The organism is Streptomyces sp. NPDC055400, from assembly GCF_053644375.1.
The window spans coordinates 24854-44679 of sequence record NZ_JBSHLM010000003.1 but is presented as its reverse complement, the minus strand read 5'-3'; the positions used below and the strand labels follow the sequence as shown (position 1 = coordinate 44679).

Genomic DNA, 19826 nt, shown 5'->3' with positions numbered 1-19826 from the left:
CGGCACGGCCCGTCAGGCCTTGAGCTTGTAGCCGAAGCCGCGGACCGTCTCGATCCGGTCCTGGCCGATCTTCGTGCGCAGCCGCTGCACATGGACGTCGACGACGCGGGTGTCCCCGCCCCAGCCGTAGTCCCACACGCGCTCCAGTAGCTTGTCGCGGGAGAGGACCGTGCCGGGCGCGGACGAGAACTCCAGGAGCAGCCGCATCTCCGTCGGCGTCAGCGCGACCGTGGCCCCGTCCTTGCGGACCTCCATGCCCTCGGTGTCGATCTCCAGATCGCCGAACTGCAGCACTCCGCCGTTCCCGCCGGAGGCGTCGGGGACGGCCGGCGCCGCACCGGACGCCGACCCGCTCGCATGCCCGAAGCGCCGCAGGACGGCCCGGATCCGCGCCACGAGGACGGCCCCGTCGAACGGCTTGGTCACGTAGTCGTCCGCACCCGCCTCCAGGCCGAGCACCACGTCGATCGAGTCGGCCCGCGCCGACAGCATGATCACGGGGACGGTGGACTCGTCACGGATGCGGCGGCACAGGCTCACGCCGTCCAGGCCCGGCACCATCACGTCGAGCAGTGCGATGTCGGGCCGGTCGGCGCGGAACGCCTCGAGGCCCGCGAGGCCGTCGGGCATGGCCGTGACCACGAAGCCGTCCCGCTCCAGGGCGAGCTGGGTGGCCTCGCGGATGACGTCGTCGTCCTCGACGAAGAGGACGTGGGTGTGCTCTGCCATCCGAATCCGCTGCTCCTGTTACGTCGTCCGCATGATGAAAGTGTCCGTCATCCGAAGGGCCGGGGCGGCCCGGTCCGGCCGCTCAGTCGGCGGACGGCTCCGGCGTGTCCCCGTTCACCGCGTTGCTGTAGTCGTTGTGCGTCCTGGCCTGCTCGACGAACCGGCCGGTGGTCCAGCGGTACGTCAGGACGTCCTCACCCGAGGGATACGCCACCGAGTCGCCCTTCTCGTACACCTGCTTGGTGACGACGAGGTCGCCCCGGTCTATCTCCGCGTACACCGGAGGTTCCTCGGCCTTGAAGACGTTCTCGTACTTCCCGCCGGTGTCCCGGTACACGTAGCTGCCGATGCTGACGGCGTCCGAGCAGGTCATGACGTTGACCACGACGTCGTTCGACGTGTTCCCCGTCAGGTTCCCGTACGACACGTCGACCGGGTACTCGTGCCCCACGCAGGGCTTGAGGTCGCGCTTGACCTCCGTGCTCACCGAGGGGTCGTCCTTGACGAGCCGGACCGCGTTCACCTGCTTGGGCGCGGGGGAGGCCGGGGAGGACGACGCGGCCTTCGGGGCGGCGGAGGCCCCCGGGTCCGAGCGGGCGGGCCCCTCGTCACGGGCGCCGGTGCCGCCGGCCGAGCAGGCCGTGAGGGCGCCGAGGAAAAGGCCGACGGCGGCGAGCGCGGCCACCGCCGTACTCCCCGCCTTCAGGACCCGGGCGGCACGTATGCCTAGGCCGCGCAACGCTCCGTCTCCTCCCGTTCGAGCGCGCGGTGGCCGGACTCGTGGCGGTCCCGGCTCTCCAGCTCCTCGCGGAGCCGGGCCAGCGCCCGGTGCAGCGTGCTCTTCACGGTTCCGGCCGACATGCCGAGTGCGGCGGCCGTCTCCTCTGTGGACATCTGCTCCCAGTGTCGCAGCACCACGACACTGCGCTGCTTGGGAGCCAGCACCTTCATGATGTCCATGAGGAGCGCGCGGTCGGCGTGCTGCTCGGTCGAGTCGTCGATGCTCGCGTCGGGCAGCTGCTCGGTGGGCACCTCTTCGAGCTTGCGGGCGCGCCACCACTCCGTACGCGTATTGATCATGACGCGGCGCAGATAGGCGTCGGCGAGACGCTTGTCGGCTATGCCGTCCCAGCGGCCGAACGTCCGCACCAGCGCGGTCTGCAGCAGGTCCTGGGCGTCGACGGGGTCCGGCACGAGGCGCCGGGCGCTGCGCAGCAGGGCGTCCTGCCGAGTGCGGACGTACTCCTCGAACTCGAGCACCTCGCCGTGCGCCATGCCAACCGCCTCCCGTTCGCGAACCGTTCGCGCTTTCCCTGTCCGTCACCTGTAGGTGATCGGTACACGGGAGAAGCTACGGAGGCGTTGTCACGGGGTTGTCCGCTTCAGCATGCGGCGGGCGCACGGCTGTCCGTCGGTTGTGTAACAGACGTAAGGCGTGGGTAAACCCGTACGCCCGTCAGCTCAGCGGCAGCCGGTACAGCCCGTCCGGCATCGGCTCCACGAGCCCGTCCGCCACGAGCCCGTCGAGGGCGCGCGCCCGCTGCACCGGCTCGTCCCACACGCGGTCCAACGCCGCCTGGGGAACGGGCGAGACGGCCTCCCGCAGCACGGCGAGCAGCTTCCCGCGCACCTGCCGGTCCGTGCCCGCGTACGTCTGCCCGCGCCGGGGCGGACCGACGTGGTCGGGCTTGCCGGCGAGCCGCCAGGCGCACTGGGCGGCGATGGGACAGCGGTGGCAACTCTCGTTCTTCGCCGTGCAGATGAGGGCGCCGAGCTCCATGGAGGCCGCGGCCCAGCGCGAGGCCGTCGACTCCTGCTCGGGCAACAGGGCGCGGGCGAGCTTGCGTTCGGCCGCGGTCGTGGCGTTCGGCGGGTACTGCACACCGCTCACGGCGCGCGCGAACACACGCCGCACGTTCGTGTCCAGGACGGCGTGCCGCTGCCCGTACGCGAAGGAGGCCACGGCGGCGGCCGTGTACTCACCGATGCCCGGCAGCGCGAGGAGCTGGGCGTGAGCGGTGGGTACGTCGCCGTTGTGCCGCTCCGTTATGGCGACGGCCGCGCCGTGCAGCCGCAGGGCGCGGCGGGGATAGCCGAGTCTGCCCCAGGCGCGCACGGCCTCGCCGGGCGCCTCCTTGGCCAGATCGGCGGGGCGCGGCCACCGCGCGAGCCACTGCTCGTACACGGGAAGGACGCGGCTCACCGGCGTCTGCTGGAGCATGAACTCGCTGACCATCACACCCCAGGGACCCGCGTCGGGGCGGCGCCACGGCAGGTCGCGGGCATTCTTCGCGAACCAGTCGATGACGGGGGCGTGCAGGGACTCGGTGCTGGTGTTCGTGGGCGCAGTCATGGCAGGACGATCCTGCCACGGGGAGCGGGGACGGCGCGGACACCCTGCGACGCAAACGGGTTGGCTCACCCTCGCGCGCTTGACGCCCACCGCTTGTACCTGCGGAAGACGTGAGACCACCAGCCCGCAGTACAGGCCCTCTCCAGGGCGGCCCTGGCCGTCCCCGTAGTCACCACGGAGCGCCTCGGCCCGAACGAGCGGCCGGCGGCGGAGTGGCTGGTCCTCATGGGCGCGCCGCGTTCGGCGTGGTCTTCCCCTGGCTGATCGGGTGCCGGTACCACGACGCGGTGCCGTGGGCGAAGCCGGTGATGTCGCGATGGAGGCCGGAGTCGAAGATTCCCATGTCACGGACGGTAGGGAAGGGTCACATCCGGCGATGGTCTCGTCCTGTACCTGACGAAAGACAGGGGTTGTCCCCGCGCCGGAACGGCCGCCCGGGACTATGATCCGCAAAACTCGCGGGCCGAGGCGGCGGGTGGGGGCGGGAGAACGGACGGATCTCTCGTACAGTTTGCGCCGTGGGATCTCTGCGCAATCCGATCGGGCCGCTTCCCTCCACCATCTACTGGCGACGGAGGGCCGTTCTGCTGTCCATGGTGGCGCTGCTCGCGCTGCTGATCGTGTGGGCCGTCAACTCCGGTGGCGGAGGCGGCAGGAACAGCGCCGGTGGTTCGAACGGCAAGAGCGCCGCGCCCTCTTCCATCACGCCCGGCCCCTCCGGGTCCGGACCCGCGATCAGCGAACACCCGGGCGGCCGCGACGAGTCGGGCGGCGGCGGTGGTGGTGACGGCGGTTCCTCGGACGGCGACAACGGTGACGGCTCAGGCTCGGACACGGCCGGCTCAGGGGCGGGATCCGATGACGACGCGAAGGGCGGCACAGGCGCGGGCGACCGACTCCCCGCGGGCTCGAGCCTCCCCGACTGCACGACAGGCGGCGTGACCCTGACGCTGCGCAGCGTCCACAACTCGTACGCGCCCGGAGACAAGCCGAGGTTCGAGCTGACGGCCAAGAACACGACGGCGAAGGACTGCAAGATCGATCTCGGCCCGAAGAACGCGATCCTGACGATCACTCAGGCATCCAGCGACGACGAGATCTGGTCCTCCGGCGACTGCCCCCAGGGCTCCGGCAGCCTCCTGCTACGCGTACCGGCAGGCGCCCACATCACGCACACGATCGAATGGGACCGCAAGGCAAGCGCCCCCCAGTGCGCAACCCCGACCGCAGGCCCGGCAACGCCGGGAACCTACCTGGTAGAGGCAAAGGCAGCCCAACTCCCCAGGGCCCAGGCATCTTTCGTACTGGCCAAGGACTAACAGACAAATCCGCCTGACGGGCCCCACCACCGATCGGCCGCGGACGAGTCAGAAGGAAACGAACGCCCCACCGGCGATCAGCCGCGTAAGAAACGGCAGGACCGACGAACGCCCCACCGGCGATCAGCCCTGTACGAGACAGAGGGGCCGACGAACGGCCCACCGGCGGGCGGCCGCGTACGAGACAGAGGGGCCGACGAACGGCCCACCGGCGATCAGCCCTGTACGAAACGGCAGGACCGACGAACGGCCCACCGGCGGGCGGCCGCGTACGAAACGGGAGGGGCCGTGGCGGGATGTGCGCGCGGAGCCACCAGCACCACGCGCAGGTAATCAGCTGGGTGACGAGGCCCCGTAGAACAGCGAGCACGTACATCCCGGCGCGGCCCCGCACCCGAAGACGGCGATGCGCCCCCACCTGAAGACGGCGATGCGCCCCCACCTGAAGACGGCGATGCGCCCCCACCTGAAGACGGCGATGCGCCCCCACCTGAAGACGGCGACAGGCCCCGCACCCGCACCTGAAGACGGCGACAGGCCCCCCACCCGAAGAACACGGCGAGGACCCCACACCCCAACCCGGCGGCAGCCTAGACGTACCGCTCCAGGATCGAAGACTCAGCCAACCGCGAGAGCCCTTCCCGCACGCTCCGGGCGCGAGCCTCCCCGACGCCGTCCACAGTCTGCAGATCATCGACGCTGGCGGCGAGCAGCTTCTGCAACCCGCCGAAGTGCTCGACAAGCCGGTCAATGATCGCCCCAGGCAGCCGGGGCACCTTCGCCAGCAGCCGGAACCCGCGAGGCGAAATGGCCGAGTCGAGGGTCTCCGGGGACCCGGTGTACCCCAACGCGCGTGCCACAGTGGACAGTTCAAGAAGCTCGGCATGCGACAGCGCATCGAGCTCGAACAGCGCCTCATCAACGGTCCGGGACCGCTTGGCAGTGGGCTCCGGCACATAGTCCCGAATGACGAGCTCCCGCTCGGGCTCGACGCCGGCGATCAGCTCGTCGAGCTGAAGGGCGAGCAGTCGCCCGTCCGTCCCGAGCTCCACCACGTACTCGGCGATCTCGGTGGCGATGCGCCGCACCATCTCCAGCCGCTGCGCCACCGCGGTCACATCGCGCACGGTGACGAGATCCTCGATCTCGAGCGCGGAGAGCGTCCCGGCCACCTCGTCCAAGCGGAGCTTGTACCGCTCGAGAGTCGCCAGCGCCTGATTCGCCCGGGAGAGAATCGCCGCCGAGTCCTCGAGGACGCGCCGCTGCCCGTCCACGTAAAGGGCGATGAGCCGCATCGACTGCGACACGGAGACCACAGGGAAACTGACCTGCTTGCTCACGCGGTCCGCCGTGCGGTGCCGCGTACCCGTCTCCTCCGTGGGGATCGTGGGGTCGGGCACCAGCTGGACGCCCGCCCGCAGGATCTTGGTGATGTCCTTGTCGATGACGATGCCGCCGTCGAGCTTGCACAGCTCGCGCAGGCGCGTCGCGGTGAACTCGACGTCCAGGATGAACCCGCCGGTACACATCGACTCGACGGTCTTGTCCCAGCCGAGAACGATGAGTCCGCCGGTGTTGCCGCGGAGGATTCGCTCGAGGCCGTCACGCAGCGCCGTACCGGGCGCGACGGCGCTCAGTGAGGCGCGCATCAGCCCATCGGCACCGGAGCTCCCGCCGGACTTGCCGGGAGCTGCTGCCCGGTCGTTGGCTGCCACTGCACTCCTCCGGTCGCAGATGTCACAGATATTGCAGACATCTGTCGCAGACATCGCAGATGTCACAGATGTCGCAGATCCTGCGGAACTTGCAGATCTTGAATGCCCAGGGTTCGTACGCACGGGCGAGACCAGGGCAAAGTCTACCGGCGCTCCTCCGTCTCCCGTGGGGCCTCTCGGCGACGGCTCCTGGGCAGCACGCGCAGAGCGTCCCCCATGTCGGCGACTTCGGTGACCTTCATACCGGCAGGGACCTTGCCGGGATCGCTCGGCACGAGGGCGTGGGTGAAGCCGAGCCGGTGCGCCTCGGCGAGCCGGCGCTGCACGCCGGTCACCCGTCTGACCTCGCCCGCGAGGCCCACTTCACCGATCGCGACGAGGTTCTTGGGGAGCGGGGTGTCGCTGGCGGCGCTGGCGAGGGCGAGCGCGATGGCGAGGTCCGCGGCGGGCTCGGAGAGCTTCACGCCGCCGACGGTCGCGGAGTAGATGTCCCGCTTTCCCAGGGCGCTGATCCGCCCGCGCTGCTCGAGCACGGCGAGCATCATCGAGACGCGGGAGGTCTCCAAGCCGGACGTCGTACGCCGGGGGGACGGGATCTGGGAGTCGACGGTGAGGGCCTGGACCTCGGCGACGAGAGGCCGCCGCCCCTCCAGGGTGACGGTGAGACACGTCCCGGGAACGGGCTCGTCGCGGCGGGTGAGGAACAGCCCGCTGGGGTCGGCGAGTCCCGTGATGCCCTCGTCGTGGAGCTCGAAGCAGCCGACCTCGTCGGTCGTCCCGTACCGGTTCTTCACGCCGCGGACGAGGCGAAGGCGCGCGTGCCGGTCGCCTTCGAAGGAGAGGACGACGTCCACGAGGTGTTCCAGGAGGCGGGGTCCGGCGATGGCGCCGTCCTTGGTGACGTGGCCCACGAGGAGGGTGGCCATGCCGCGCTCCTTGGAGGCGCGGATCAGGGCGCCGGCGACCTCGCGGACCTGGGCCATGCCGCCGGGGGCGCCGTCGATCTCGGGGGAGGCGACGGTCTGCACGGAGTCCATGATCAGGAGGCTGGGCTTGACGACGTCCAAGTGGCCGAGGACCGCGGACAGGTCTGTCTCGGCGGCGAGATACAGATGGTCGTCGATCGCCTTGATGCGGTCGGCGCGCATCCGGACCTGGCTGGCCGACTCCTCGCCGGTGACGTACAGCGTGCGGTGCTCGTCGCTGGCGGCCTTGGCGGCGACGTCGAGCAGGAGGGTGGACTTGCCGACGCCGGGCTCACCGGCGAGCAGCACGACGGCGCCGGGGACGAGGCCTCCGCCGAGGACCCGGTCGAGCTCGGGCACGCCGGTGGAGCGGGCGGTGGCCTGCCGCCCGTCGACCTGGCCGATCGGGACGGCGGACGTCGTGACCCGGCCGGGCGCGGTCGTCCGCACGGCGGGCGCGCCGTACTCCTCGACCGTCCCCCACGCCTGGCACTCGCCGCAGCGACCCAGCCATTTCGCCGTCTGCCAGCCGCACTCGGTGCAGCGGTAGGACGGCCGGTCCTTGCCGGATTTCGTACGGGCAGCCATGCACCGAACCGTAACCGAGACCACTGACAGCCCGGCGCCGGCCACCGCCGATCACCATCCGCCCCCTCGCGGGAGGCCCCGCGCCGGGTGTGCGCCCGTGCGCCCCGGCGCACATAAATGCGCCGAGCACATGTTCCCACGTACGGAATTTGGTATTCCCGTCCCCTTTTGAGGGATCGTTTCACCCGTACGGATTAAATGTCCCCAAGGGGGAGGAAGGGTGCGGCACCATCCGCCTACGGTCGCACGGGTGATGACCAGCAGGCCGGAAACCCCCACGCAGACCACCGGCGCACACCGGGCGCACCGCGACGGGCGCGGGCGACCTGCGCCGCGGACCGTACCCCAGCGCCCGACATCGCGCTACGAGCCTTATCTGGACGGCCTGTTCACGTACTGCCTGTCCGTCCTGTGCGATCACGACGACGCCCTCGCGGCGCTGGGCGACGCCCTCGCGCTCGCCGAACGCCGCGGCTCCCGCGGCCCCGAATCCGAGAGCGACCGCAAGGCGTGGCTGTACGCGCTCGCGCGCTGGTCGTGCCTGCGGGCGCTCGCGGAGGCGAAGCGCCGCAGACAGGGGACGCACGCATCGGGCAGGCCCCGCCCCGAACCCCCGCCCGCCAAAGAGACCCCCTCCGAAGAGATCCAGGCGCAGCGCCGTCGAGAGCTGGCGCTCCTGGCCTGGCCGGAGGCGGCCGGCACGACGCCCGAGCAGCGCGAGGCGCTGGAGCTGGCCGTACGTCACCAGCTGTCGCCCCGAGAGGTCGCCGCCGCGCTGGGCACGGACCCGGCGCTCACCCGCGAGCTGCTCGCCTCCGCCGCCTGTGAGGTGGAACGCACCCGCGCCGCGCTGGCCGTAGTGGAGACGGGCACCTGCCCGAGCGTCGCCCGCCTCACCGGGGACAACCAGCTGCTGCTGAGCTCCGCCCTGCGCCGCGAGCTGGTCCGGCACGTCGACGACTGCCCCCGCTGCCGCCGCACCGCCGAGCGTGCCACTCCCGGCGCCTGGCCCGGCACCACGGTCACCCCGGCCGCCCTGCCCCTGGCGACGGCCCCCCGCGCGGCCCTGCACCGGGCGATGGCCCATGGCAACCGCTCCCAGCGCGGCGCGGCACCCCGCTTCGACCGGCGCGGCTTCCCGATGGACCCCAAGGACCACGCCGCCCGCCGCGACCGGCTACGCGCGCGTGCCGTCACGACGACGGTCGTCGCCACCGTCGTGGCCGCTCCGGTGCTGGCGCTGTGGGCGGCGTACCGGGGAGCGCCGCAGACGGGCGAGGGACAGGACGGGCGCTCGATCAGCGCGAGCGAGGCCGGCGACCCGGGCGGGCTCGACGGCAACCGCGCGGACGGCGCGTACGAGAACGCGGGCAACGCGCGCACGACCCCCGACCCCCGTTTCACCGCGGGCAGCCGCTCCCCGGACGTCTCCGTGGAGGTCATCAGCCCCGGCGGGCCCTCGCGCTCGGGCCCGGGCCGGCTCACCGTGGAGGCGCAGCCGAGCGGCTCCGCGACCCTCATCACGCTGACGGCGTCCGGGAGTTCACCGGTCCACTGGTCCGCGCACACCGGAGCGGGCTGGCTCTATCTGACGAGCACGTCGGGAACGCTGCGGCCCGGCGAGTCGTTCACGATCCGGGTGTACGTCGATCACGACCGGGAGCCCGCCGGTCACTGGTGGGCGCGCATCGGCATCGACCCCTCCGGGGCCGTCATCTCCATAGAGGGACACGGGCGTTCGGGCCCCTCGCAGCCCGGCACCTCGGACCCGGGCCCCGACCCGTCGCACACGGGCAACCCGGGCCCCGGCCCTTCGGACCCCACGCCGTCCGACCCCACGCCGTCGGACCCCGGCCCGTCCGACCCGGACCCCACTCCGTCCGACCAGAGCCCCACGCCGTCCGAGCCGTCACCGAGCCCGTCGGCCCCCACGGACTCGTCACCGCCGCCGAGCGGCGGCGGCGCGAGCCCGAGCGGCGGCTAGGGCGGAGGGGACAGGCCCTAGGAAGCGGTGGCCGGATCCGCCGGATGCGGTGCGAGCAGCGGCAGCTGGGAGGCCAGGCGCTCCTCGCACAGCTCGGCGAGGCGGTCGTAGCCCTCCTTGCCCATGAGCTCGGTCAGCTCGGGGCGGTAGGAGACGTACACCGGGTCGCCCGCGCCGTGGGCCGACGTCGCCGAGGTGCACCACCAGTGCAGGTCGTGGCCGCCCGGGCCCCAGCCGCGGCGGTCGTACTCACCGATGGACACCTGGAGCACGCGGGTGTCGTCGGGCCGGTCGATCCACTCGTAGGTCCGGCGGATCGGGAGCTGCCAGCACACGTCCGGCTTGGTCTCCAGGGGCTCGCGGCCCTCCTTGATCGCCAGGATGTGCAGCGAGCAGCCCGCGCCGCCCTTGAAACCGGGACGGTTCTGGAAGATGCACGAGCCGTTGTACGGGCGGGTCTGGCGCTCGCCGTCCTCGTCCTTGGAGACCCAGCCCGTCTGCGTACCGACCTCGTGGTGCTGCCAGATGTCGGGTGTGAGCCGCGCCACGAAGCCGGCCACGCGCTTCTCGTCGTCCTCGTCGGAGAAGTGGGCGCCGAGCGTGCAGCAGCCGTCGTCCGCGCGGCCTGCCTGGATGCCCTGGCAGCCGCTCCCGAAGATGCAGCTCCAGCGCGAGGTCAGCCACGTCAGATCGCAGCGGAAGATCTGCTCGTCGTCCGCGGGGTCGGGGAACTCGACCCAGGCGCGGGCGAAGTCCAGGCCCTTCTCGTCCGGGACGGAACCTTTCGCCGAGCCCTTGGACGACGAGCCCTGGGAAGACGAGCCCTTAGGAGACGATCCCTTTGAAGGGGAGCCCTTCGCGGACGACCCCTTTGAGCCCTTCGAAGTTGCCGTCTTCGCCGATGACTCGTTCAGCGGTGACCCCTTAGTTCCTGATTCTTTGGTTCCTGATTCCTTCGACTTCGGCGCCTTCGACGGCTTGGTGGCCGACTTGGCTTCCTTGTCGCTCTTGACGCGCTTGTCGCTCTTGTCGGCGTTGACCTTTTTCGTCTTTGGCACGGTTCCAGGGTAAGCGCGCTGTGGTGCCCTCGGGGACTGACGTCCGCCCCAGGCGCAGTAGCGTTCCGTTTATGAGACTCGGTGTCCTCGACGTGGGTTCGAACACGGTGCACTTGCTTGTGGTGGACGCGCACCCGGGCGCGCGACCGCTGCCCGCGCACTCGCACAAGGCGGAGCTGCGGCTCGCGCAGCTCCTCGACGACCGCGGCGCCATCAGCCCCGACGGCGTGGCCCGGCTGACCGCCACCGTGCGGGACGCCCTGGAGGCGGCCGAGGACAAAGGCGTCGAGGACATCGTCCCCTTCGCCACCTCCGCCGTACGCGAGGCGAGCAACGCGGACGAGGTCCTCGCCCGGGTCAAGAAGGACACCGGCGTCGAGCTGCGCGTCCTCACCGGCGAGGAGGAGGCCCGGCTCACCTTCCTCGCGGCCCGCCGCTGGTTCGGCTGGTCGGCCGGGAAGCTGCTTGTCCTGGACATCGGCGGCGGCTCCCTCGAGATCGCGTACGGCATCGACGAGGAGCCCGACGCCGCGGTGTCGCTGCCGCTCGGGGCGGGGCGCCTGACGGCGGGCTGGCTGCCGGGCGACCCGCCGGACCCCGCGGACATCAAGGCGCTGCGCCGGCACGTGCGGGCGCAGATCGCGCGCTCGGTCGGGGAGTTCACGCGCTTCGGCAAACCCGATCACGTCGTCGCCACGTCCAAGACGTTCAAGCAGCTCGCGCGTCTGGCCGGAGCGGCGCGCTCCACCGAGGGGCTGTACGTCCAGCGGGATCTGAAGCGCAAGTCCCTGGAGGACTGGGTGCCGCGCCTCGCCGCGATGACGGAGGCGGAGCGCGCCGAGCTCCCCGGCGTGTCGGAGGGCCGGGCGGGCCAGCTGCTCGCGGGCGCGCTGGTGGCCGAGGGGGCCATGGACCTGTTCGGGGTCGAGACCCTGGAGGTCTGCCCCTGGGCGCTCCGGGAGGGCGTGATCCTCAGGCGGCTCGACCACATGCCGGGGGACTGACAGGACGTACCGCGGGCCGCGGCCCGGTCACGGGCACCCGGGCCGCGGTGGCTCCCGCCACCGCCCGGGGCCGCCCGCCGGGGCCGCCCGCCGGGGCCGCCGGATTGAGGCGCACCCCACAGCGTCCGCCCGCCGATCGCCTCCCCGGGGCTCAGCCGGGGCCCGTACTCTGTCTCCGTGGCAGAACCAGTGGTGCGCATCCCGGATGCGAAGGTCGCCCTGTCGACGGCCTCGGTCTATCCGGAGTCGACGGCGACGGCCTTCGAGATCGCGGCACGCCTGGGCTACGACGGTGTCGAGGTCATGGTCTGGACCGACCCCGTCAGCCAGGACATCGAGGCCCTGCGCCGGCTCTCCGACTACCACCAGGTCCCGATCCTCGCCGTGCACGCGCCCTGTCTGCTGATCACACAGCGCGTCTGGTCCACCGACCCGTGGACAAAGCTCCAGCGCGCGAAGTCGGCGGCCGAGAAGCTCGGCGCGTCCACGGTCGTCGTCCACCCGCCCTTCCGCTGGCAGCGCCAGTACGCACGCGACTTCGTCGACGGCATCTGGCGCATGGCCGACGAGACGGACGTCCGCTTCGCTGTCGAGAACATGTACCCCTGGCGCTACCGTGACCGCGAGATGCTCGCGTACGCCCCGGACTGGGACGTCACCAAGGACGACTACCGGCACTTCACGATCGACCTCAGCCACACCGCGACGGCCCGCACCGACGCGATGTCGATGATCGACCGCATGGGCGACCGCCTCGGCCACGTCCACCTCGCCGACGGCGGCGGCTCCAGCAAGGACGAGCACCTGGTCCCCGGCCGCGGCACGCAGCCCTGTGCCGAGCTCCTGGAGCGCCTCGCCCTGACCGGCTTCGACGGGCACGTCGTCATCGAGGTCAACACCCGTCGCGCCATGTCCAGCGCCGAACGTGAGGCCGACCTCGCCGAGGCCCTCGCCTTCACCCGGCTCCACCTCGCGTCGTCGGTCCGGGTCCCCCGCTCATGACGGACCCGGACGTCCCTCCCGCACGCCGCAGAGGGCGGCCCTCCCGCACGCAGACGGAGGCGGCCGGCCCCGCGACCCGCGACCGCATCCTGGAGGCGGCCCGCGCGGAGTTCTCCGAGCGCGGCTACGAGAAGACGTCGGTACGCGGCATCGCCAAGGCGGCGGGCGTGGACGCGGCGCTCGTGCACCACTACTTCGGTACGAAGGAGCAGGTCTTCGAGGCGTCCGTCGAGGTGGCCTTCGCTCCCGCGCTGAACGCGCCGTCCGCCATCGAGGACGGCCCGATGGACGGGGTGGGCGAGCGTCTCACCCGCTTCATCTTCTCCGTGTGGGAGAACCCGGCGACCCGCGCCCCGCTCCTCGCGATCGTCCGCTCGGCCGTGAACAACGAGACCGCGGCGGCCGTCTTCCGGCGCCTGGTCGCCGTACAGCTGATGCGGAAGATCGCCCGGCAGCTGGACCTGCCGCCCGAGGAGGCCGAGCTCAGGGCGGAGCTGGCGGCTGCGCAGCTCGTGGGGGTCGCGATGCTGCGGTACGTGATCAAGATGGAACCGCTGGCGTCGGCCGGCACGGAGCGGATCATCGAGCGGGTGGCACCGGTGGTGCAGGGGCATCTGACGGGGGAGTGACGAGGCCTCCGGCCGGCTGGACGGGACATACAGCGAGACGCCCGTCCCGCATTCCGGACGCCCCGTCCGGATCCTGGATCGGCGGCGTAGGCTCGATAGCAGCCATATCTGCCGCACGGGCCCGTATGCGGGCCCTTGAAGGAGCGAGCGACGATGCCCGAGCTGAGGTCCCGCACAGTCACCCATGGACGCAACATGGCGGGCGCGCGCGCCCTTATGCGCGCCTCCGGGGTACCCGGTGCGGACATCGGCCGGAAGCCGATCATCGCCGTGGCCAACTCGTTCACCGAGTTCGTGCCCGGCCACACCCACCTGCAGCCGGTCGGCCGCATCGTCTCCGACGCGATCACGGCGGCGGGCGGCATCGCACGCGAGTTCAACACGATCGCCGTCGACGACGGCATCGCGATGGGCCACGGCGGCATGCTCTACTCGCTCCCCTCCCGCGACCTGATCGCGGACAGCGTCGAGTACATGGTCGAGGCGCACTGCGCCGACGCCCTGATCTGCATCTCGAACTGCGACAAGATCACGCCCGGCATGCTGATGGCGGCCCTGCGCCTGAACATCCCGACGGTCTTCGTCTCCGGCGGCCCGATGGAGTCCGGCCGCGCCACCCTGGTCGACGGCACCGTCCGCACGCTCGACCTGGTCGACGCGATCTCCGACGCCGTGAACGACAAGATCTCGGACGAGGACATCCTCCGTATCGAGGAGAACGCCTGTCCGACCTGCGGCTCCTGTTCCGGCATGTTCACGGCCAACTCGATGAACTGCCTGACCGAGGTCATCGGCCTCTCCCTCCCCGGCAACGGCTCGGTCCTCGCGACGCACACGGCCCGCAAGGCGCTGTACGAGAACGCGGCCCGCACCGTCATGGACATCACGCGCCGCTACTACGAGGAGGACGACGAGTCGGTCCTGCCGCGTAACGTCGCCACCTTCGCCGCCTTCCAGAACGCCATGGCCCTCGACATCGCCATGGGCGGCTCCACCAACACGATCCTGCACCTGCTGGCCGCCGCGCAGGAGGCGGGCGTCGCCTTCGGCCTGGACGACATCAACGAGGTCTCGCGCCGCGTGCCGTGCCTCGCCAAGGTCGCGCCGAACGTGGCGAAGGACCGCACGTACTACATGGAGGACGTGCACCGCGCCGGCGGCATCCCCGCCCTCCTCGGCGAGCTGTACCGGGCCGGCCTCCTGAACGAGGACGTGCACTCCGTCCACAGTCCGTCGCTCTCCGACTGGCTGAAGACGTGGGACGTGCGCGCGGGCTCCCCGTCCGCTGAGGCCGTCGAGATGTGGCACGCGGCCCCCGGCTGCGTCCGCTCGGCGGAGGCGTTCTCCCAGTCGGAGCGCTGGGAGGCGCTCGACGTGGACGCCGAGAACGGCTGCATCCGGTCCGCCGAGCACGCGTACTCGAAGGACGGCGGACTCGCGGTCCTCAGGGGCAACCTGGCGGTCGACGGCTGCGTCGTGAAGACGGCGGGCGTCGACGAGTCGATCTGGACGTTCGAGGGTCCGGCGGTCGTCTGCGAGTCGCAGGAGGAAGCCGTCGACAAGATCCTCAAGAAGGAGATCACGCACGGCGACGTCGTGGTCATCCGCTACGAGGGCCCCAAGGGCGGCCCCGGCATGCAGGAGATGCTCTACCCGACGTCGTTCCTCAAGGGCCGCGGCCTCGGCAAGACCTGTGCCCTGGTCACGGACGGCCGCTTCTCCGGCGGCACGTCGGGCCTGTCCATCGGTCACGCCTCGCCCGAGGCGGCGTCCGGCGGCACGATCGCCCTCGTCCAGGACGGCGACCGCATCCGCATCGACATCCCGAACCGCTCGATCGAACTCCTCGTCCCCGATGCGGAGCTGGCCGCCCGCCGCGAGGCCCTGAACGGCGTCTACGCCCCGGTCGCCCGGGAACGCAAGGTCTCGGCGGCGCTGCGCGCCTACGCCGCGATGGCCACGAGCGCGGACAAGGGCGCGGTGCGGGACGTCTCGAAGCTGGGCTGAGGACCGGCTGCCGCCGGACGAGGCGGTGGCGTGAGTGCGTCTGCCCGCCCGGCGGCGATTTCGCTGCCGGGCGGGTTCATGTCTGTACGGCGGCTGTCCTTGTGCCTGTACGGCGACATGCCTGTACACCGACCGTGCCTGACCTGAGTGGTGCCGGCCCACGTCACCAGCGCCCGGGCTCCCGCCCGTCCAACGCGAACACACTCCCGTCCGGCGCGCTCCCGTAGACGCGCCCTCCCTCACCCACGACGGGCGCGGGCAACTCCCCGACCACGCGCCCGGGTTCACTCCCGAGCCGGGGGCGCGTCTGGCCCAGGGGCCTGCCGGTACGGGCGTCGGTGGCGAGGAGGCGGCCGTCGGGGGCGGTGAGGTAGAGCGACCGGTCCGATACGACGGGCCGCGAGGGGCGGCTGACCGAGGTCTCCAGGCGCCAGCTGACCGCGTCCCGCGGCCTCGTCGCCGTGGTGTCGACGGCGACGAGTGAGCCGCCGGCTCCGTATACGTAGGCGATGCCGCCGCTCTCCGTGGCCTCGGCCTGGTCCGCGGGCGTCGTCAGAGGGAAGCGATGTGTGGTCCGGTCGCCGGTGTCGAGCCGTACGACGGCGTCCACCAGGAGATCCGTGTCGGTGGACAGCAGATACACGGCTCCGTCCGATGCGCCGAAGGGGCTGAGGCTGCCGGCTGCCCGGACGGTCCACCGCACGGCGCCCCCGCGGGCGCTGATCGCGCTGACCGACGTGGTGCCTCCGTCGGCGGACGCCGTCACGGCGAAGAAGTCGCCGTCGCCGCGCGGTCCGGCGATCCACCGGGTGCCGAGGCCTCCGACGCGCTTCGTCCACCGCGGCTCGCCGGTCGCGCTGTTCAGGGCGCGCACGGTACCGCCCGATCCGATCAGCAGCGTCGTGTCCACGCCGTGCTCCACGGTCTCGTACGCGGACGCGTCGACGTCCCAGCGCTCCTCGCCCGTACGGGGATCCAGTGCCCTGACCCGGCCGTCGTCGACCAGGTGCAGGAGTCCTCCGGACAGCGTGGGCGCGGCCGGAGCGGACCGCTGCGGGGTCGTGCCGGAGGGGTGCCGCTCGCGGGGCGCGGCGGAGGCCCACACGACGTGGCCGTTCCGCGGGTCGAGCCGCGTTGTTCTGCCGCCGCCGCTGACGCAGTAGAGGGCGCCCGGCCCGGAGGCGCACGCCGGGGCGGTGTCCGCTCCACCGAGGTTCTTGTGCCAGGGCTTGAAGGATCCGGCTTGCCGCACGGCCGTTCCGCCGGAGTCGGTCCCGCCACCGCCTTCCGCCGTGTACAGCGCGATGCCTGCGCCGACCGCTGCCAGCGCGAGCACGGCTCCTGCCGTCAGCGCCCAGCGGCGACGGTGCCGCGGTGACGTCGGCGTGGCTCTTTCGCTCGGCCGAGGGTGGGTGGGCTGGTCAGCCCGGGACGCGGGGGAGTCCTGGGCGGTGGGTGTGGAGGTGGGCGCGGGCCGGGTCTGGCGGCGGATCCGACGGGTCCACTGGGCGTTCCGCTCGCGTCCGCCGTCCGCGTCCGGCTGCCTGTCCGCGTCCCGCAGCCCGCTCGGGGGCCGCTGGGCGGGTATGAACGCACCCCCCCCGGAACCCGCTGCCCCGGCACCGGCCCCGGCACCGGTCCCGGTTCCCGTCACGGCCGGGGAAGGCTGCCGCAGCGCCTCCATGATCTCTGCGGGCAGAGGCCGTTGACCGGGTTCCTTCGCGAGGCAACGCCTGATCAGCGGCGCGAGGTCCTCGGGCACCCCCGCCAGGTCCGGCTCGTTGTGGACGACTTGGTAGGCGACGATGTACGGGCTGTTCGAGTCGAAGGGCCCACGCCCCGTCGCCGCGTGGGCCAGCACGGCGCCCATGGCGAACACATCCGCGGCGGGCCCCACTTCACGCGGCCGCTGGAACTGCTCGGGCGCCATGAACGGCGGCGAGCCGATCAACTTGCCCGTCTCGGTCCGCAGATCACTGTCCGTCGGGCGGGAGATGCCGAAGTCGATGACTTTCGGACCGTCGGCGGCGAGGAGGACGTTGCTCGGCTTGAGGTCGCGGTGCACGACGCCGGCACGATGGATGTCGCGCAGCGCCTCGGCGAGCCCCGCACCCAGCCTGCGCAGGTCGCCGGACGCCAGAGCGCCGTTCCGCTTCACCCGCTCGGCGAGTGTGTCGCCGGGGATGAACAGCGTGGCCATCCACGGCAGTCCGGCATTCGGGTCGGCGTCGACCACCGGCGCGGTGAAGGCGCCGCTGACCCTTCGCGCGGCGTTCACCTCTTGCCGGAAACGAGCCCTGAACTCGGGATCCGCCGCGTACTCGGCATGTACGACCTTGATGGCGAGACGCAGCCCCGAAGCGGACGTCGCCAGGTGCACCACACCCATGCCGCCCGCGCCGAGGCATGACTCAAGACGGTACTGCCCGGCGTACTCAGGATGTTCCGCTTCCGGGCCCGGCCCGGTGCTGCGCAGCGGCGACATCGCCCACCCCCGTGTCTGTGTCCGCAAGCGCGACGCACGGAGCCTAGTCGATGGTGCGTGCGATGTCGGAAGGGCTTGCTAGCCTGCGCGGGTCGCGCGACACGTACGCGTGTTCAGAGATGTCAGAGATGTCAGAGACGTCAGAGTGATCAACGGGGGAGAGCGGCATGGCTGTTGAGGACGGCGCGGGAACGGTTGAGGGCATCGCGGCGGAGGAGGCCGGGGGCACGGCACAGGAGCTGAGCGCCGACGCGCTCGCCATCCGCTACCCGGTCGCCCCCGGAGTCCGCCTGAAGGTACGCAGCGGACCCGGCACCCACTACCAGCTGGTCAAGGTCCTGCCGCTCGGCGCCCGCGTGCCGATCAACTGCCAGAAGCCGGGCGAGAGCATCAGCGGCACATACGGCACGACGAACCTCTGGGACAACATCGCCAATGGTCAGTACGTGTCGGACGCGTATGTGAAGACCGGCAGCGACGGTTACGTGGCCCCGCGCTGCGCGTAGCGGATGGCGGGCGGGGGCCTTCGGCTCCCGCCCCTCAACCGGCGTGGCTACCGCTGCCCACCCCCCGCTTCCTCAAGAAGGATCCGCGCCAGCTCCCGCGGCCGGGAGAACATCGGCCAGTGCCCCGTGTCCATCTCCCGCAGCCGCCAGCCCTCGCCGCGCAGAAGCACGGCCACGTCATCACTCGGCTCGGGCCCGTCGAGCAGGCACTTGATGTACGTCGCCGGCAGCTCGCCCAGCGAGCGGGACAGCACGGCCGGCTCCGACAGGGACGCCCCCGGGTGCGGCGTGGCCCCGCTCACGAACCGCGCGATCTGCGCGTCGTCGAGCCCCTGCTCCGCGCACTCGGGCGCAGTCAGCGGCGGCCAGTCACCACCGTTCGCGGCGAGTACGGCCTCCAGAGCCGCCGGCCCCTGCCACCACGCGGACACGAAGGACTCCCCGTCCGCCGGAACATTCGAGTCGACGAACACCACGCGCCTCAGCCGGTCACCGATCCGCTCGGCGGCCTGACCGACCGGAATGCCCGCGTAGCTGTGCCCGACCAGCACGACATCGCGCAGTCCGAGGCGCTCCACCTCGTCGACGATGTCCTGGACATGGGTCTTCTGCCCCGCCGGAACGCCCTGCTTGTCGGCGACCCCGGTGAGCGTCACGGCGTGCGCGCCGTGCCCCGCCGCGCGCAGGTCCGGCACCACCTCGTCCCACGCCCACGCTCCGAGCCACGCCCCTGCGACCAGTACGTAATCCGTCATGCGGGCAATGTAGGGGAGGGGTCTGACAATCCACAGGACCCGCCCGGCGCCACCCAAGCCCCACTCAGGCCCCACCCGAGCCAGGCCTCCGAACCCGAAGCCGCCGAGGGAGCCCGCCATAATCGACTTGTGAGCGACGAATCCGGCACCCCCGCCCCCGAGACCCCGGAAGCAGCCGGCGGCATCCCCGCAGGCCCCCAGCCCGAGGAGATCCGTTTCTTCGGCAGGACCTGGGTGGAGCACGACGGCGGCTACGCCTGGCGTCGCGCCGCCGTCGGCGCGGGCGCGCTCGCCGGCGCGGCGGCCGGCTGTTTCGTGCTGCGCTTCGCGTACGAGGGCCTGGCCATCGCCGACGTCGGCTCCTTCGTGAACGTACTCGTCGTCCTGATGTTCGCGATCTGCAGCGCCCTCGCCTTCCGCCGCACGTGGGAGGGCTTCTCCAAGCGCCCGGACCCCGAGGCGCAGGCGTCCCTGCGCGGCTTCATGTCGATCGGCTTCGTCGGCGTACTGCTCGCGTACTGCCTGCGCTGCTTCTCCGAGGCCCCGGGCGAGAAACTCCGCAGGCAGGAGTACGCGACCGCCCGCGAACAGTTCGAACGCCGCAGCACGCGCCGCACCGGCAACCCGTCGAGGAAGAAGCGCAAGGGCTGACACACCCCCCAGGCGCGAACACAGCCCCCCACGCACGGACGGGCGACGAGGCACCGCCCGAGCCGCTCACCGCGTA

17 protein-coding genes are annotated in these 19826 nt (G+C 71.7%); 8 read left to right on the top strand and 9 right to left on the bottom strand.

Annotated features, from left to right (window positions below; translation table 11 throughout):
- Positions 1–12: 12 nt before the first annotated feature.
- The 4 genes from cseB to ACWIGU_RS08260 all read right to left on the bottom strand — a co-directional run bounded on the left by cseB (position 13) and on the right by ACWIGU_RS08260 (position 3082).
- The gene (gene cseB / locus ACWIGU_RS08275; RefSeq protein ID WP_454398726.1) at positions 13–729 is read right to left on the bottom strand and encodes a two-component system response regulator CseB; all 717 of its coding nucleotides are present in this window, start codon (positions 727–729) and stop codon (positions 13–15) included.
- 82 nt (positions 730–811) lie between these two features.
- The gene (locus ACWIGU_RS08270) at positions 812–1468 is read right to left on the bottom strand and encodes a hypothetical protein (protein WP_454398724.1); all 657 of its coding nucleotides are present in this window, start codon (positions 1466–1468) and stop codon (positions 812–814) included.
- Positions 1456–2004 carry a SigE family RNA polymerase sigma factor gene (locus ACWIGU_RS08265; RefSeq protein WP_356286745.1) on the bottom strand — a complete coding sequence of 183 codons (549 nt, stop codon included), beginning with the start codon at positions 2002–2004 and terminating at the stop codon, positions 1456–1458. Before ACWIGU_RS08265 ends, ACWIGU_RS08270 begins: the two co-directional genes overlap by 13 nt.
- Positions 2005–2185: 181 nt before the next feature.
- The gene (locus tag ACWIGU_RS08260; RefSeq protein WP_454398722.1) at positions 2186–3082 is read right to left on the bottom strand and encodes an A/G-specific adenine glycosylase; all 897 of its coding nucleotides are present in this window, start codon (positions 3080–3082) and stop codon (positions 2186–2188) included.
- Positions 3083–3600: 518 nt separating this feature from the next.
- On the opposite strand from ACWIGU_RS08260, the gene ACWIGU_RS08255 reads away from it, so the two are divergent.
- Positions 3601–4401, top strand: coding sequence for a hypothetical protein (locus ACWIGU_RS08255; protein ID WP_454398720.1), 801 nt, complete (start codon positions 3601–3603; stop codon positions 4399–4401).
- A 590-nt stretch (positions 4402–4991) separates the two neighbouring features.
- On the opposite strand, the gene disA is transcribed toward ACWIGU_RS08255, so the two are convergent.
- Together disA and radA are read right to left on the bottom strand one after the other, a co-directional pair.
- The gene (gene disA / locus ACWIGU_RS08250; RefSeq protein WP_454398718.1) at positions 4992–6116 is read right to left on the bottom strand and encodes a DNA integrity scanning diadenylate cyclase DisA; all 1125 of its coding nucleotides are present in this window, start codon (positions 6114–6116) and stop codon (positions 4992–4994) included.
- 143 nt (positions 6117–6259) lie between these two features.
- Entirely contained in the window at positions 6260–7669 is a 1410-nt protein-coding gene (gene radA / locus ACWIGU_RS08245) for a DNA repair protein RadA (RefSeq protein ID WP_454398716.1), read from the bottom strand.
- A gap of 253 nt (positions 7670–7922) precedes the next feature.
- Between radA and ACWIGU_RS08240 the strand changes: the two genes are divergently transcribed.
- Positions 7923–9653, top strand: a complete 1731-nt coding sequence (locus ACWIGU_RS08240; RefSeq protein WP_454398714.1) for a BACON domain-containing protein — start codon at positions 7923–7925, stop codon at positions 9651–9653.
- Between the two features lie 17 nt (positions 9654–9670).
- Here ACWIGU_RS08240 and ACWIGU_RS08235 read toward each other — a convergent pair whose 3' ends face one another.
- The gene (locus tag ACWIGU_RS08235) at positions 9671–10711 is read right to left on the bottom strand and encodes a hypothetical protein (protein WP_454398712.1); all 1041 of its coding nucleotides are present in this window, start codon (positions 10709–10711) and stop codon (positions 9671–9673) included.
- Positions 10712–10782: 71 nt separating this feature from the next.
- On the opposite strand from ACWIGU_RS08235, the gene ACWIGU_RS08230 reads away from it, so the two are divergent.
- The 4 genes from ACWIGU_RS08230 to ilvD all read left to right on the top strand — a co-directional run bounded on the left by ACWIGU_RS08230 (position 10783) and on the right by ilvD (position 15353).
- A complete protein-coding gene (locus ACWIGU_RS08230) occupies positions 10783–11715 on the top strand; it encodes a Ppx/GppA phosphatase family protein (protein WP_454398710.1) in 933 nt (310 codons plus the stop codon).
- Between the two features lie 177 nt (positions 11716–11892).
- Complete coding sequence (locus tag ACWIGU_RS08225) at positions 11893–12717, top strand: sugar phosphate isomerase/epimerase family protein (protein ID WP_454398708.1); 825 nt, start codon at positions 11893–11895, stop codon at positions 12715–12717.
- Complete coding sequence (locus tag ACWIGU_RS08220; protein WP_454398706.1) at positions 12714–13346, top strand: TetR/AcrR family transcriptional regulator; 633 nt, start codon at positions 12714–12716, stop codon at positions 13344–13346. The genes ACWIGU_RS08225 and ACWIGU_RS08220 overlap by 4 nt, the downstream gene beginning before the upstream one ends.
- 153 nt (positions 13347–13499) lie before the next feature.
- Positions 13500–15353, top strand: a complete 1854-nt coding sequence (ilvD, locus tag ACWIGU_RS08215; protein WP_454398704.1) for a dihydroxy-acid dehydratase — start codon at positions 13500–13502, stop codon at positions 15351–15353.
- A 163-nt stretch (positions 15354–15516) separates the two neighbouring features.
- On the opposite strand, the gene ACWIGU_RS08210 is transcribed toward ilvD, so the two are convergent.
- Entirely contained in the window at positions 15517–17838 is a 2322-nt protein-coding gene (locus ACWIGU_RS08210) for a protein kinase domain-containing protein (protein ID WP_454398702.1), read from the bottom strand.
- A 167-nt stretch (positions 17839–18005) separates the two neighbouring features.
- Between ACWIGU_RS08210 and ACWIGU_RS08205 the strand changes: the two genes are divergently transcribed.
- Positions 18006–18344, top strand: coding sequence for a peptidase (locus ACWIGU_RS08205; RefSeq protein WP_454398700.1), 339 nt, complete (start codon positions 18006–18008; stop codon positions 18342–18344).
- A gap of 47 nt (positions 18345–18391) precedes the next feature.
- Here the strand turns inward: ACWIGU_RS08205 and ACWIGU_RS08200 are convergent, their stop codons facing one another.
- On the bottom strand, positions 18392–19099 hold the full coding sequence (locus ACWIGU_RS08200) for an alpha/beta fold hydrolase (RefSeq protein WP_454398698.1): 708 nt from the start codon (positions 19097–19099) through the stop codon (positions 18392–18394).
- Positions 19100–19228: 129 nt separating this feature from the next.
- Between ACWIGU_RS08200 and ACWIGU_RS08195 the strand changes: the two genes are divergently transcribed.
- On the top strand, positions 19229–19750 hold the full coding sequence (locus tag ACWIGU_RS08195; RefSeq protein WP_454398696.1) for an EamA/RhaT family transporter: 522 nt from the start codon (positions 19229–19231) through the stop codon (positions 19748–19750).
- Positions 19751–19826: the final 76 nt, after the last annotated feature.

Bases quoted from the DNA above. Each gene is read 5' to 3' on its own strand.
- cseB (WP_454398726.1), bottom strand. From the start codon at position 729: ATGGCAGAGCACACCCACGTCCTCTTCGTCGAGGACGACGACGTCATC.
- ACWIGU_RS08265 (WP_356286745.1), bottom strand. From the start codon at position 2,004: ATGGCGCACGGCGAGGTGCTCGAGTTCGAGGAGTACGTCCGCACTCGG.
- ACWIGU_RS08260 (WP_454398722.1), bottom strand. From the start codon at position 3,082: ATGACTGCGCCCACGAACACCAGCACCGAGTCCCTGCACGCCCCCGTC.
- radA (WP_454398716.1), bottom strand. From the start codon at position 7,669: ATGGCTGCCCGTACGAAATCCGGCAAGGACCGGCCGTCCTACCGCTGC.
- ACWIGU_RS08240 (WP_454398714.1), top strand. From the start codon at position 7,923: ATGACCAGCAGGCCGGAAACCCCCACGCAGACCACCGGCGCACACCGG.
- ACWIGU_RS08230 (WP_454398710.1), top strand. From the start codon at position 10,783: ATGAGACTCGGTGTCCTCGACGTGGGTTCGAACACGGTGCACTTGCTT.
- ACWIGU_RS08220 (WP_454398706.1), top strand. From the start codon at position 12,714: ATGACGGACCCGGACGTCCCTCCCGCACGCCGCAGAGGGCGGCCCTCC.
- ilvD (WP_454398704.1), top strand. From the start codon at position 13,500: ATGCCCGAGCTGAGGTCCCGCACAGTCACCCATGGACGCAACATGGCG.
- ACWIGU_RS08210 (WP_454398702.1), bottom strand. From the start codon at position 17,838: ATGTCGCCGCTGCGCAGCACCGGGCCGGGCCCGGAAGCGGAACATCCT.
- ACWIGU_RS08205 (WP_454398700.1), top strand. From the start codon at position 18,006: ATGGCTGTTGAGGACGGCGCGGGAACGGTTGAGGGCATCGCGGCGGAG.
- ACWIGU_RS08200 (WP_454398698.1), bottom strand. From the start codon at position 19,099: ATGACGGATTACGTACTGGTCGCAGGGGCGTGGCTCGGAGCGTGGGCG.